The sequence below is a fragment of the Leptolyngbya sp. 7M genome, assembly GCF_018128485.1.
The window spans coordinates 2,848,171-2,861,129 of the sequence record NZ_CP070897.1 but is presented as its reverse complement, the minus strand read 5'-3'; the positions used below and the strand labels follow the sequence as shown (position 1 = coordinate 2,861,129).

At 48.1% G+C, this 12,959-nt stretch carries 18 protein-coding genes, 1 tRNA gene and 1 pseudogene; 9 read left to right on the top strand and 11 right to left on the bottom strand.

The window, feature by feature from the left end; all coding sequences use genetic code 11:
* The first annotated feature begins 239 nt into the window (after window positions 1–239).
* Together JVX88_RS13955 and JVX88_RS38370 are read left to right on the top strand one after the other, a co-directional pair.
* Entirely contained in the window at window positions 240–563 is a 324-nt protein-coding gene (locus JVX88_RS13955; protein ID WP_211627865.1) for a phasin family protein, read from the top strand.
* 134 nt (window positions 564–697) lie between these two features.
* The gene (locus JVX88_RS38370; RefSeq protein WP_225931411.1) at window positions 698–1,216 is read left to right on the top strand and encodes an FKBP-type peptidyl-prolyl cis-trans isomerase; all 519 of its coding nucleotides are present in this window, start codon (window positions 698–700) and stop codon (window positions 1,214–1,216) included.
* On the opposite strand, the pseudogene JVX88_RS13950 reads toward JVX88_RS38370, so the two are convergent.
* The 3 genes and pseudogenes from JVX88_RS13950 to JVX88_RS13940 form a co-directional block, all read right to left on the bottom strand.
* Window positions 1,183–1,473: pseudogene (locus tag JVX88_RS13950) on the bottom strand (ATP-binding cassette domain-containing protein); the annotation flags it as partial. The gene JVX88_RS38370 and the pseudogene JVX88_RS13950 overlap by 34 nt on opposite strands.
* A 336-nt stretch (window positions 1,474–1,809) precedes the next feature.
* Window positions 1,810–2,790 carry a porphobilinogen synthase gene (gene hemB / locus JVX88_RS13945; protein ID WP_211627861.1) on the bottom strand — a complete coding sequence of 327 codons (981 nt, stop codon included), beginning with the start codon at window positions 2,788–2,790 and terminating at the stop codon, window positions 1,810–1,812.
* Between the two features lie 141 nt (window positions 2,791–2,931).
* Entirely contained in the window at window positions 2,932–3,057 is a 126-nt protein-coding gene (locus tag JVX88_RS13940; RefSeq protein ID WP_317134633.1) for a DUF29 family protein, read from the bottom strand.
* 538 nt (window positions 3,058–3,595) lie between these two features.
* Here JVX88_RS13940 and JVX88_RS13935 point away from each other — a divergent pair.
* Complete coding sequence (locus tag JVX88_RS13935; protein WP_211627859.1) at window positions 3,596–3,865, top strand: HNH endonuclease; 270 nt, start codon at window positions 3,596–3,598, stop codon at window positions 3,863–3,865.
* A gap of 33 nt (window positions 3,866–3,898) precedes the next feature.
* On the opposite strand, the gene JVX88_RS13930 is transcribed toward JVX88_RS13935, so the two are convergent.
* Entirely contained in the window at window positions 3,899–4,345 is a 447-nt protein-coding gene (locus JVX88_RS13930) for a hypothetical protein (RefSeq protein ID WP_211627858.1), read from the bottom strand.
* 258 nt (window positions 4,346–4,603) lie between these two features.
* On the bottom strand, window positions 4,604–4,786 hold the full coding sequence (locus JVX88_RS13925) for a DUF4278 domain-containing protein (protein ID WP_211627856.1): 183 nt from the start codon (window positions 4,784–4,786) through the stop codon (window positions 4,604–4,606).
* Between JVX88_RS13925 and JVX88_RS13920 the strand changes: the two genes are divergently transcribed.
* From JVX88_RS13920 to JVX88_RS13910, 3 genes are all read left to right on the top strand, one after another.
* Window positions 4,785–5,105, top strand: coding sequence for a hypothetical protein (locus JVX88_RS13920; RefSeq protein WP_211627854.1), 321 nt, complete (start codon window positions 4,785–4,787; stop codon window positions 5,103–5,105). The two genes, JVX88_RS13925 and JVX88_RS13920, sit on opposite strands and share 2 nt — an antisense overlap.
* A 73-nt stretch (window positions 5,106–5,178) precedes the next feature.
* On the top strand, window positions 5,179–5,649 hold the full coding sequence (locus tag JVX88_RS13915) for a response regulator (protein WP_211627853.1): 471 nt from the start codon (window positions 5,179–5,181) through the stop codon (window positions 5,647–5,649).
* A gap of 128 nt (window positions 5,650–5,777) precedes the next feature.
* Window positions 5,778–5,869 (top strand) — tRNA-Ser (locus JVX88_RS13910).
* Window positions 5,870–6,088: 219 nt separating this feature from the next.
* Here JVX88_RS13910 and JVX88_RS13905 read toward each other — a convergent pair.
* Window positions 6,089–6,877, bottom strand: a complete 789-nt coding sequence (locus JVX88_RS13905; RefSeq protein ID WP_225931410.1) for a hypothetical protein — start codon at window positions 6,875–6,877, stop codon at window positions 6,089–6,091.
* A 471-nt stretch (window positions 6,878–7,348) separates the two neighbouring features.
* Here JVX88_RS13905 and JVX88_RS13900 point away from each other — a divergent pair, with 471 nt between their 5' ends.
* Complete coding sequence (locus JVX88_RS13900) at window positions 7,349–8,419, top strand: NCS2 family permease (protein WP_263975526.1); 1,071 nt, start codon at window positions 7,349–7,351, stop codon at window positions 8,417–8,419.
* On the opposite strand, the gene JVX88_RS13895 is transcribed toward JVX88_RS13900, so the two are convergent.
* From JVX88_RS13895 to JVX88_RS13875, 5 genes are all read right to left on the bottom strand, one after another.
* Window positions 8,397–8,603, bottom strand: a complete 207-nt coding sequence (locus tag JVX88_RS13895) for a hypothetical protein (protein ID WP_211627851.1) — start codon at window positions 8,601–8,603, stop codon at window positions 8,397–8,399. The genes JVX88_RS13900 and JVX88_RS13895 overlap by 23 nt on opposite strands.
* A 53-nt stretch (window positions 8,604–8,656) precedes the next feature.
* Complete coding sequence (locus JVX88_RS13890) at window positions 8,657–9,496, bottom strand: hypothetical protein (protein WP_211627849.1); 840 nt, start codon at window positions 9,494–9,496, stop codon at window positions 8,657–8,659.
* Between the two features lie 37 nt (window positions 9,497–9,533).
* A complete protein-coding gene (gene comJ / locus JVX88_RS13885; RefSeq protein WP_211627848.1) occupies window positions 9,534–10,058 on the bottom strand; it encodes a competence protein ComJ in 525 nt (174 codons plus the stop codon).
* 73 nt (window positions 10,059–10,131) lie between these two features.
* The gene (locus JVX88_RS13880) at window positions 10,132–10,812 is read right to left on the bottom strand and encodes a NucA/NucB deoxyribonuclease domain-containing protein (protein WP_211627846.1); all 681 of its coding nucleotides are present in this window, start codon (window positions 10,810–10,812) and stop codon (window positions 10,132–10,134) included.
* A 203-nt stretch (window positions 10,813–11,015) separates the two neighbouring features.
* Window positions 11,016–11,633, bottom strand: coding sequence for a hypothetical protein (locus JVX88_RS13875; protein ID WP_211627845.1), 618 nt, complete (start codon window positions 11,631–11,633; stop codon window positions 11,016–11,018).
* Between the two features lie 495 nt (window positions 11,634–12,128).
* Here JVX88_RS13875 and JVX88_RS13870 point away from each other — a divergent pair, with 495 nt between their 5' ends.
* Both JVX88_RS13870 and JVX88_RS13865 read left to right on the top strand, forming a co-directional pair.
* Window positions 12,129–12,560 carry a cupin domain-containing protein gene (locus JVX88_RS13870; protein WP_211627844.1) on the top strand — a complete coding sequence of 144 codons (432 nt, stop codon included), beginning with the start codon at window positions 12,129–12,131 and terminating at the stop codon, window positions 12,558–12,560.
* Window positions 12,547–12,942, top strand: a complete 396-nt coding sequence (locus JVX88_RS13865) for a DUF1801 domain-containing protein (protein WP_211627842.1) — start codon at window positions 12,547–12,549, stop codon at window positions 12,940–12,942. The genes JVX88_RS13870 and JVX88_RS13865 overlap by 14 nt, the downstream gene beginning before the upstream one ends.
* Window positions 12,943–12,959 lie beyond the last annotated feature (17 nt).

The window sequence follows — 12,959 nt, the reverse complement described above, 5'->3', positions numbered from 1 at the left end:
TAAACTACAGCCCTGTAAAGGCGGCCTATCTTGATTAAACCGAATTTGCACCAGAAATCAGGCGGAGATTACTCTGGGTAGAGTGCGGCAGTCCGAATCAAAATCGCGCTGCAATAGTAAGCAAATTTGCCAGAATAAAGCTGTAGGTTGGAGACAGCCGGACTTTATCCCAGCATCGATCATGGATAGGGTGGGTTGGGTCTGGCTACTCTCCTCAGGCAGATGATTAGGAATTAAACATGGATAGCAACAATCTGCTCAAGCAATTGCTGATGATTGGAATTGGGACGACCTCACTGGTGGCAGACCGATTGCGCGAAGTGAGCGACCAGTGGGTGAGGGAAGGGAAACTCGATCCAGAGCAGGCCAGTTCCTTCATCAACGACTTGATGCAGCAGCTTAAATCGGAACAAGGCAACTGGGAGTCCCAATTTCAGCGGCAGTTGCGCAATGTTTTGCAGGATCTGGGTGTGCCCCGGCAAAACGAAATGGATGAACTGCGCGGGCGGCTGGATCGATTGGAGCGGCAGGTGCGCGATCTGGAAAATAAGCTGTGGCGCTAACGTTTTTTCATCTTGCTGAGACCACGTAAGCAGTACACTGGGGATTGGGTTAAGACCCGCCATTTAGCCAACTGTTTGGCACAATTTGGCAAAAAATCCAGCAGGAACAACAGAAGGCAACAGGAGGATTGATTTTGCGGGAAATTCTTATCAGCTTTGGCGTCATGCTGGTCTGCGTCGTGGTGCTTGTCGTGGCTCAGTTCACGGGACGGGGGCAAGAAGCCGTTGCGGCACCGCAGGCAACTATTCAGCCGATGGCAGATCAAACCTCGGCAGTTGCACCGTCAGCAACCGACCCATCCCAACTGCTGGCTCAAGCCACCAGTCCCTCTAGTACAGATGCAACCGATCTCATGACTGAAGAAAATCAAAACGCCGATCAATCCGATCAATCGATTGTCACCACGCCATCGGGACTCCAGTACATTGATGTGGTGGAAGGAACCGGACCGATGCCTGAAACGGGACAAACTGTGCGTGTGCATTACACTGGCACGCTAGAAGATGGACGCAAGTTTGATAGCTCGCGCGACCGAGGCCAGCCGTTTGAATTTCCGATCGGAAAAGGTCGAGTAATCAAGGGTTGGGACGAAGGACTCAGCAGCATGAAGGTAGGCGGTCTTCGCCGTAACCCAAAGGCCAGGTTTTCGTAGACCGTCATGTGGGGATACAGCGCGTAGCTTTGAAACACCATTGCAATATCGCGTTGCTTCGGCGGCAGATCATTGACCAGCCGTTCCCCCACCCAGATATTGCCTCCGGTCAGCGTTTCCAGACCCGCAATCAACCGCAGCAGGGTACTCTTGCCACAACCCGATGGACCGACCAGCACCATAAACTCGCCGTCATGTACGGTTAGATTGATGCGTCGCAGCACGCTTACCGTTGCCGGGTCGCTAGCCGGTTCAATCACTCCAGCCGTTTGCGTCCGCTTTTGCCGCTGCGGGAAGCTTTTGTAGATGTTTTCTAAAACAACCTGCGCCACGATTCTTGAAATAGGGTTAAACGAGCTGATTCGGCATTGAATGTCAGCAATTCTAGCAAGTGTGGGGCAGTTGAAGTGAGGAGGAGGAATTAGGAGTCAGGAGTCAGGAGTTAGGAGTCAGGAGTTAGGAGTCAGGAGTTAGGAGTCAGGACTGGAGCTAGCAACAAGGTAATGGTGAATGGACCTATCAGCAAACAATCCTGCCCGCACAGCAGATAGAAACCATTCTGACTCCTGACTTCTATTCTCAAATCAATGCTTTTAAGCTAGCCAGCGAGCGGCATCTTTAGCATGATAGGTGAGGATCAGGTCTGCCCCGGCCCGTTTAAAGCCGATCAGGGTTTCCAGGACAACGCGCTGCTCATCCACCCAGCCATTCAGGGCGGCTGCCTTGATCATCGAGTATTCGCCTGAGACGTTGTAGGCGGCGACCGGCAGATGGGTTGCTTGCTTGACGCGCCAGATGATGTCCATATAGGCCAGAGCGGGCTTCACCATTAGCATGTCTGCCCCTTCGGCAATATCCAGCTCGATTTCTTTCAGGGCTTCCTGACCATTGGCTGGGTCCATTTGATAGGTGCGGCGGTCACCAAACTGAGGCGCAGATTCTGCCGCATCCCGGAACGGACCATAGTAAGCTGAGGCATATTTTGCTGCATAGGACATGATCGGCAAATCCTGGAAGCCAGCGCTATCTAACCCTTGCCGAATCGCCTGCACAAACCCATCCATCATGCCAGACGGGGCAATGATATCAGCACCAGCCTTGGCTTGAGAGACGGCGGTCTTCTTCAGCAGCTCCAGAGTTGGGTCGTTCAGCACTCGTCCAGTCAAGTCGCCCACCTCCAGATAGCCACAGTGACCGTGGGAGGTGTACTCACAGAGGCAGGTGTCTACAATCACAATCAGGTCGGGGACCGCTTCTTTCACAGCAGTCGTGGCCTGTTGCACAATCCCGTGGTCGTGCCAAGCGCCAGTCGCATCGACATCTTTATCTGCCGGAATCCCAAACAGGATAATCGCCGGAATCCCCAGACCATAGACTTCTTTGGCTTCTTCCACGATTTTGTCGATCGAAAGCTGGTAGACACCCGGCATCGATTTGACTTCCTTGGCAATTCCCTCGCCCGGAACAGCAAACAGCGGGTAAATCAAATCATTGGTAGTTAGCACATTTTCTTGCACCATCCGACGAAGCTGGGGATGGCTACGCAGACGACGAGGGCGATGGGTCGGAAACATAGGATTCTACTAAAACTGCGAATAAGAACGATTGATTCAACAATGGGTTCCCTATGGCCCTGGACAGCTCGGCCATAACCCGCACGGCCTAGCCGACCGCACGTTTACTATCATCTCATTGCCCGTCGTTGTCCAAAGCGTCTATTTGTTAAGAAGTCTTGCGTAAATGCCTAATCGGTTTCTGAGTTCCTGACGCTGTTGTTTCCCCAAAGACTCGATTTCCTCCACCAAATTGATAATATCCAGATGCTTAATCCTGTCATGCACAATTCCTGATGGCTATGGAGGTTCAACCTTCAGGATCTTGACATTTCTGTAGTATGTTTGTAGTATCTATATAGTTCAGCTAATTTTTACGAGTCCAAAAGGTGATTGGCAATAGCAAGTGATACGAGAGTAAGCGATACGAGAGTAAGCGATACGAGAGTAAGCGATACGAGAGTAAGCGATACGAGAGTAAGCGATACGAGAGTAAGCGATACGAGAACCGTATTGCGTTGATTACGCTTCACAGGTGTCGGATAAGCTGTGGGTTAACCAAGCCGTCGATTGGCAACCACATTTGCAGGCGATTGGGCAATTGCAGTAAAGCTCACCCCGCTACACGAGCAGCGCATGTTCGGAACTCGTGCGCTCCGACCTCTCTTATTTCCCTTTGGTTGCGCCTGGGCCAACCCAAGCAGCGCAGAGGGTCAAAAAACTTCTGGAGGATAACGTTCTGGGTCATGTCCTATCCTCCAGTTTCCGCTGTCGAGATTTGCAAAAAGTGCTAGGGTGAGAGTGGAAAGTGCCACTAATTTGCTCAATGCAATGTCAACTTTGTGACCGTGATTGCAATCAAACCACTGTTCACCATCTAGTTCCAAGACAGTACACTAAGCGTAAAAAACTCGATCCCGGTGAAACGATTGATATTTGTTCGGCCTGTCACCGACAGATCCACAGTTTGTTTGCCAATCGTCTGTTGGCAACAGAGTTGAACACTTTAGAGAAACTGAAGCAACAGCCGGATATGGTGAGATTCTTAACCTGGATCAAAAAACAAGATACGAATAAACGGGTCAAGGTTCGCTAACGGCTACAGAGTTAATACGAGTTGAAAGCAGAATCAGAAAAGAAAAATACTACCATCCTCGTTAATATTTAGACTAATATCACCGGATATTTGACTAATCTGCTCTCCAATCACAATCTTCACTACGTTCCCTTCAACAAAAACATAGGAGCTAATGCCGATATTATCTCGATCCGGGTATGCCAGAAAGTTGATGGGTAAAGGCAAGTAATTGGTTCTGGTGCTGCCAAAGGTAGTCTTACCACCTGGCGGAACTCGCCGTTCGGCTGAAGCGGGTTGGGTCAGCATACAGGTAATTGGAGCGTCGCCTGCATTCACAACCTCGATTTGCACCGGGCGATTTGGATTGATTTTCCCTATGGCCTCAGCAGCAGATTGGGCTACTTCAAAACCAAAGCTGCGCTCGGCAGAGATAGGCAAAACGGCAGTTGGCAGGAGGGTGGCAAAGCAGAGAGCGGCAGCGGCTAGGGGAAGTTTCATATGGGCTGTTTAAATAGCAGAAATGAGATTATACAAGAAGGCAGGAAATTAATAAATAGGTTTGTTCTGCTTCATGTACATATCTCATTCTGCTAGATTTTGTGCTATGCGGGGGAGGATATGGCAGCCTGTTACATTGATTGATCTCCTTTGAGTTGCAACTGTGTTCTATGTCGATTTAGATATGATGGCTAGCGTCTATATTGCCGTTGAATGTGTTCACTAGTTGGATGGCTGCTAGCGCAAGTTTAAGAATTGTTAGAATTTAAGATAGGAATTGCCACGAAATCTTAGAACAACCGGAACTTGAACTCCTGTCTGGTTGACGGGATGACGCAGCGGATAGGTTGAACCGCGATGCTGAGCATGTACATCAGATTCAATCGTTTCAATAACAGAAGAGCTAACTTCGTAGGACAAACCGCGATAGGACAGTTTCATGACTGTGTTTGAAAAACTCGCTCAACAGCTTGGTGTGGACTATCTCTATGCTGAAGGTTCTGAAACAGGGGATGCCTTCGTCTCAAGTTCCTATTCCGATCAGCTCGAGCCGACAATGCTGCGCTTCATGCCAGAGCCTTGGATTCATCAGCTACACCAGGCAGCTCTCCAAGGCAATGACTTGTGGATCACCAAATTGATTCAGGAAATTCCGAAGCCCCAAGATACTTTAGCTAAAATTCTCAAGACTTTGACAGACGAGTTTGAATTCGACAAAATTGCTGCTGTCGTAGCTCAGCTTGGGCAAAACCACGGCTAGAATCTGATGGCTTCTCAATCAGCTGAATAAATCATGCAAACAACAAAATTAATTGCCCCATCAACCGTGCCCTATGGACGCTGCACTAGAGGAAAACCAGAAATTTGATATTTTGATTGTCGATGACGTTCGAGATAACATCCGTTTACTGTCGGATCTGTTGGTTAGACAGGGCTATAACGTTCGCAAAGCTACTACAGGCAGAATGGCACTACGGGCAATTGAGGCACTAGCACCCGATCTGATTCTGCTGGACATCAAAATGGCCGATATGAATGGCTATGAGATTTGTAGCAGTTTGAAAGCAAATCCATCTACCTGTGCGATCCCGGTGATTTTTCTCAGCGCCGCGGATGAGCTAGCCGACAAAGTCAAAGCTTTCCAAGTCGGGGGAATCGATTACATTCCCAAACCTTTCCATTTGGACGAGGTTCTCATCAAGGTAAAAACGCAGCTAACCATTTATCAATTACGTCAACAGCTAGAAGAGTGTGAATCTCAGCTTCAGCAAGCCCTTAATCAACTTAGGGCACTGGGGCAATAGGATTAATAATCAAATGCTCAAACTCAGCAGGATTGACCAAAGTAGTTCACAACTTGCAACAACACTTGCAGCTAAGGGGTTGCGACCTAGGGGGAAAGATCTGCTATCATGATGAAGCCTTATCACCTGGAGAGGTGGCTGAGTGGTCGAAAGCGGCAGATTGCTAATCTGTTGTACGGTTCGAAAGTCCGTACCGAGGGTTCGAATCCCTCCCTCTCCGTTCTTTAGCTTAGGTTTTACTGGTTTAGCCTCCAGGGTCGCCTTGGGTTGGTAAAATCCCTGGGTTGACAAAACAAAGGGGAATCTTCAAGCCGTGTTTGGTATGTGCAACCCACAGGTTCCGCCTACGGTTCCCCCCTTTTTCAAGAGGCTAGGGGGGATCAGACCAGGGTTTTAGGGTTTTAAAACACGCCCTAGTAGCTATTCTGCTCTGAGCACCTCACATCACATTAAACAATACCAGTGCCAACCCCAGAGAACTCGCAATTATTGCTGTCCCCAAGAGATTAGTTTTAGGAGGCATGGGTTGATGAGCAGGCTGCAACCAGAAATTCATCAATCGCGTTACAAACGGCATGACTATCCAAGTCAGGATCGATGAGGTGATCAAATTATTGACCAACATGGAACTGGCTGGATGCCAATCCTGCATTATTCCTAGTTCGCTAAACAGCAACCCTTGCAGCATCACCACCGGATAAAGCGCCAAAATCACCGCCAAGTTTTGTTTCCAAGCAGGTGGACCCAACCCGAACTGCTCTGAACCCGTTTGGTGAGAAAACCATCCCTCCAGACCAGTACTAAAGGACTTGAACTGATAGGTTTTAAAGATCTTGCGTCCTGATTCGATCAGCTTGTCGCGCTCTTGCGACTTCAACCAGCGGTTCAAATTTTCTGGCGAGTCAAAATGAAGAATTGAGTACCACTTGAGCTGTGAACCTTTGATAGGCGCGCATAGGTCGGTGCGGAGATAGCCTTGATGCCGACTTGCAGCTCGGGTCAGCTTGCTATGCCACCAGCGAAACTCCAATCCCTTGCCCCTGGGAACAATGTGCTCAATCACCAAACTAGCAGTGGGAATAGACTCATTTATAGGAGACAGAGATGCCAGCTCAGCGGTTTTGTCTGCAGTGGCTGCCAAACTGGCTATAAGACTATCATTGATGGACTTGATATTGGCAATATCTCTGCCTTTGATCAAAGTCCTGATGCTTTCCCAGATAGCCATTTTCCTGTTCGTCCTCTCGTTCAGTACAGCTAAAATTAAATTTATAGATTGGCTAACAACTTTATATAAAATAATAAATTCAAAATAATTTTCCAATTACATACAACGCTTACAAAACTATTCTAAACTGCAAGTCAAACCGAATTTCAAATTAAGTTGCAATCAATTGCAATATATTGATTTCGCTATCGTTGATTGGCGTGCTCTATAGCGGTTCAATTGCTCAGCTAATTGCTCTAATTGCTCTAATTGCGCTCTAGAAGCTTGCTTCTACTGCACCCACCTATCCAGCAAAATCTCTGTTTGTCTAAGGATAATCGAGCTACCCAGACTGGCACAGACCTGATTAGGACAGAAATGTTATATAGAGTACTGAACCAGCTCACTTATCTAAGCCACGATATCTTGTCACATTTCTGGAATGGCTTACCAAACTGTTATTTTTATTTTTCTTTTGGAGACCGTTGGGGAATGAGTGAAAGCACTGAACATGGGATGAATGACCTAGATCTCGAACGTCCTGGCTCGGATCCACCTCCATCTTACACAGGCTGGCAAGCGGCAGTCGCCCGCTACTTTCGATTTGATTCTTACCGAACGAATTTCCGTACTGAAATTCTAGCGGGTGTAACCACGTTTATGACGATGGCCTACATTTTAGTAGTGCATCCGTTGATCATGTCTGATGCGGTTTTTCTCAATGCTCCTAGAGACCTGTTTCGAGAGCTAGTGATTGTGACCGGTGTGGCCTCGGCAATTGGCACCCTCACAATGGGTTTACTGGCTAAATATCCGTTTGCGCTAGCTCCCGGCATGGGGATGAATGCGTTTTTTGCCTACTCGGTGGTGCTGGGGCTAGGAATCGACTGGCGGGTCGCCTTGGCCGCTGTTTTAATCGAAGGGTTGATTTTTATTGCCTTGACGGTGACTGATATTCGTCGCCATCTGATCACGGCAGTTCCTACTGCCATTAAGGCGGCCACTACCGTCGGTATTGGCTTGTTTCTGGCCTATATTGGGCTATCGGGGTCAACTGAAACCGGAGGAGCGGGATTAATTATTGCCAACGAAGTGACGAAAACCGATTTTGGCAGCTTTCGTCAACCCTCAACTGTCCTGGCTACGGTCGGTATTTTTCTGACGGCGTTTTTGATGATTCGTCGCGTCAAGGGAGCTTTGCTTTGGGGGATTGGGGGTACAGCACTGTTGGGTTGGATCTTTGGAGTTGCGACTCCGCCCAAAGGTATTGCCGAGATTCCGGCGTTTCCTTCGCACCTGTTTGGTCAAGCTTTCGTCGGCTTGGGCGGCATTAATGCTGGTAATTTCATCGACTTTGTGGCCGTGATGCTGGTGTTTCTGTTTGTTGACATGTTTGACACAATCGGCACCTTAGCGGGCGTAGGCACCCAAGCTGGCTACATTGACGAGAATGGTGAATTGCCGCGTGCTAACCAAGCCCTATTTGCTGATGCCATTGCTACAACCGCTGGTGCGGTTTTAGGAACATCAACGGTTACAACTACTCAGTATTGGAAGTTATAGAGGGAGCGAGACTTAAATAGGCTTCAGCTAACGCCAACACTGCCCCTAAAAGTGATGCATCCGCCGGATCAATGCCAGCAATTGCAAGCATGCTGTGCAGATTGTGAAGGTACTGAGAGGCTTGACTAGGACGCTCCATTTCACTCATGTTAAACGTCAGCTTTTGAATATTACGGTTGCCCATCTAGATCACTAAACTAGAATTCCCACAAAGATGAATGGCTTGACACCTCATGCTTAATGAATGCGATAGTGCTCCTGTAGCTGTCTGAGTTGGAGATGTTCGACAATCTCTGCGAGCCTGGCCATATGAGCTGGATTAGTGACATCGAAGGCGTCTTCAGTCACAGCCAGCGTCATACCACCATTCGGTAATTCAATCAATCGTGCCCAGTTAGCGGTTCTGATGCGGTCAACGCCAACCGTGTCCACCTGTAACGGCGACCAGTAGTTGATCCACCAAACCCCATCGGGCACCCGTAGGCGGTCGAATTCACTACCAAATAACAGCGGAGGTAAGTTATCTGTAACGCCCTCATAAGGAGCAGGTTTAAGAATGTATTGATGCTCCTCTGGGGGTCTTCTAGCTAGTGCACGTTCATACCCCCGCATGGCACGATTATGTAGATTACGCAGGGTCAGGTTGTACATGTAGCTGTAATCAGCCTGGAAATAGAGACTGACCTTAGAGAAGATGTTCAATAACGGTTCTAAAGGAATGTCGTGGGACAGTCTACAGCGAAGTTCTTCTCGTTCAGGACGGCGAGACGGAATCTGCGACCAATAGAAGATAACTTTTGGGTTAGAGAGATGATCCAATAAACCGTAAACACAGTCAGGATCAAACTCTCTCAGCTTATCAAGATTTGCCAACCATTTTGAGACTCCAGCTTTAGTTAATTTGACCTTTTGTTCTGTCTGCCAATCATATTGCAATGTGATTGAGAGTTCGCGACACAGAATGTTAGCAACATTAAACATGACTTGTTCACGTGATGGTTCAGATCGAGCCAAGCGTTCAGAAATGAAAGTACGCTCTTCGAGTACAGGTTTAAATTCTTGAGTTGTTTCAGTCATAGTGATGACAACGTTGGTTCATTCAGCATCAGCCTCCTCAAGCGGGTTCTGCTTGCATCAGCAGGGGATAGGTAGGCGACAACCGCTCATCGGCTCGTAAGATTTCAGGTTGAACCGATTCCTGAGGAATGAACGTCAAACGGCACCAAGTTGGCAGTAAGGCGGCTTTTCTGCCTTGATAGGCTGGATCCTGCCTGTATTCTGCTCTCACGCCAGTTTCAAACACAAGCGCATAGTTGCCTTCAGGAATTGAGACTAGGCTGCTACCGGGTTGATCAATCACACTTTGAATGGCGACAGTGCCAGAGGAACCAACCGAAAAAGGCACTACGATGGCGCGAATTGTATCCTCTTGAATACTAGCGTGATCAGCTAGCCATACCTCAATTTTGACTCGGCTACTTTGAGTCAGTGTTCCAAAGGATACACTCCCTGGTCGCCAAGTAAAGCCTTGAGCGGCATGTTGGGGCAGCCAGTCATTGTAAGGACACTCAAGGCTGGGATCAAAAACGGCAACTTGATTGTATAAAGCACTTAATTGGAATGATGCAAGCAGTTTCATGGTTCAATTCAAGAAGCAGATGAACATCTGAGTAGCGTTTAGGCAGGATAGCGGGTGATCTTCTGAGACACTTCTAGCGATTGCCAAATAGCTCGTCATAATTAGTGATGATCTCAACTTTATCCCCATCACTATAGGGTTCAAGCAGTCGCCCTATTACGGATCCTGCTCCTCGGTTCTGGGACTCATTGATTGGTCTCACATGCGCCCTACCATAATTCTCGACAAACATAGCGGGTGGATACTCATCCAAATCTTGTCCAGGTAACGGATCAGGATTAGCAGGATTGTCGTAGTATCTGGTTTGAGATTCATCGCGTCGCTGGTCAAGACGTTGCTTGTTCCGGTCAATTGTTAGTATTCTCGGATATCCATAGCTCCATGCATCTACCACATGTTCTGCAATGTTGGGATACCGTCTCGCATCTACCGGCACTTGGGGAAACCCAACTGTAAAATCAAACGAAGAGCCTGCTTGCAGGTTGAGTCTGTGAGAATAACCATACGGATGAGCCACCGGATCGCTTTGAGTAATCGAGAAGAATATCCCAACCGTAGTCGGTCCAGTGCTGCCTGTCCGCAATGCCGTTACAGTAATCAGGTTAGAACCGTGAGATAAGGTTAGAGGAATGCCAACCGGACGACTAGAGATGGGAATAGAAATGCCTAAGTCGGTGCCATTGACACTGAGAGCAACGGCATCTCCATCATCTTGCTCGGTATCAATCAAGAAAGCGGTAACAGGATTTGCCACTACGGTTGCACTGTGAGGGCGGCGGATGCTGTCGTAATTATAGCTGCTGGTTCCTCTGCCTCGACGATTAGCAAGGGCATCATAAAGCTTAAGCTTCTCGTCGTTGAAAGTGCTATCAGCAGGAATAACAAAATTGTTGGCAGTCCGCTTTAAGCCGAATTCATCGGTTGCGTTCCAGACATCGAAAAGGAAGCTGTCTTCTTCTATTTTGTCTCAGTATTTGTGGAAGCCTCTTTGAAGCGTACATAATCTGTTGCTAAATCAAGAATGGAATCCACAAACGATGGATCACTCAAAGCGTTTTCAAAAGCGGGCACCATCTTGAGTGCTGTGAGCAACTTCGCTTGGTAATCAATCAACTGGACATCGTTACTGATCTTGACAACAGAGGAAGACAGTTCATCAGCTCCTTTCTGAATGTCTGCTGCATTTTGAGCCTGCCAGAGTGTGTAGAGGAAGCAGTTCGGTGGCTCGTTTTCTGGAGTGACGGGAGACGGATTCAACGCTGCATAAGCTCCACCCAGCTTAACAACCGCACTCAGGAATTTAGGATTGTGAATTTGCTCTTGTAGGATAGTTGCTGACTTCACAGCCTTCAACAAATGGATCTGAAACTTCAACCGTGGTAGACTCAGTGAATTAGTGCGCTTGAGAAACGCCTTGAACTCGTCCGCGCCCTTCTTCAGGGCCGCTTGATCCTGAGCCTGCCACAAAGTATCCAGAAAGCAATTGAGCGGTTCATCACCTTCAGTAATCGTGGCAACTGGGTCAAGCAGGGCATAGGCTTTACCCAACTCCAACAACGCATCGAGCACCGGCACGGCGGGTGGCTGTGGCTCTGAAGTTAATTCAATTGCTTTCAGCTCTAAGCAATATCACCATATTTTTTCATCTGTTCCAGTTACTAATCTCAGGGCGCAGTACCCAGAAGATAAGCATGAGCAAGAGTCCAGACACCTTAAAAATGGTTAGAAATATAGGTACATTTCCAAGAGAAGAAGGCATCTGTAACTGAGGTTCTTTTAGAATTCCCACCATTCTCAATTCTGTAAGCCAATTTTCCTTCTCAAGCCCCAATTGAATTACGTTAGTTTTTGTACCTACAAAAAAATATCCTTCCCAAAAAATTTTTATGTTTCTTCTGATCAAGGTACTCCTAAAACTACACTCCCTCTAAGAGCCGATTGTTTTTACGGATACGAACTGTATAATGATCCCGAATACAAACTGAATACTGAGCGATTGGCCGACCGCATTATAAACGAGGCCGACGGGAACGAGTTATTTCGGATCATTGCAAATTTCAAGGAGGAATCATGAAAGGCTATAAATCAAACATAGAAAGAGAGACAATTAAGAACAAGAATTTTCGCAAAGTGCTTTACACGTCGGCGTACAGCCAGCTGGTGCTAATGAGCCTGAAGCCGAAAGAGGAGATCGGTGCTGAGACTCACGAAGAAAATGACCAGTTCGTGCGTTTTGAGGGCGGCCGCGGCCGCGTCGAGATCGACGACAATAACTACACGGTCAAGGACGGCGATGCGGTCGTCATTCCTGCGGGTGCCAGACACAACGTTATCAACACTTCTGCGACCGAAGAGCTGAAGATATACACCATATACTCACCGCCGCACCATAAGGACCAGATCGTCCGCAAGACCAAAGAAGAGGCCGAAGCGAACGAAGAGGAATTTGACGGCAAAATGACCGAAAAGCGAAAGGCTAAGAAGATCGATGCCAAACCCTGACGTCCTCGAATACAACAACGCTCAGTCGCCGGCGGAACGCAAGATCTGCGACCGGCTGGCGGCTGAGATCGACAGCAGTCTTTCGAAAGCCGAGAACAAGATCTGGCACCGCCATCCCGTTTGGTTTCTCGACGGCAATCCGATCGTTGGTTACAGCAAACTGAAAGCAGGCATCAGGCTCATGTTCTGGAGCGGTGCCGACTTCGACGAGCCCGACCTAAAACCCGGCACCGGCAAATTCAAAGACGCCTCCGTTACCTTCACCTCCGCCAACCAGATCAACGCACGCGACCTGCGACGCTGGCTCAAGAAGTCCAATGAGATCCAATGGGACTACAAAAATCTCATCAAGCGAAAAGGCAGGTTGGAACGATTGAAATAGGCTTGTCTTTATAGACA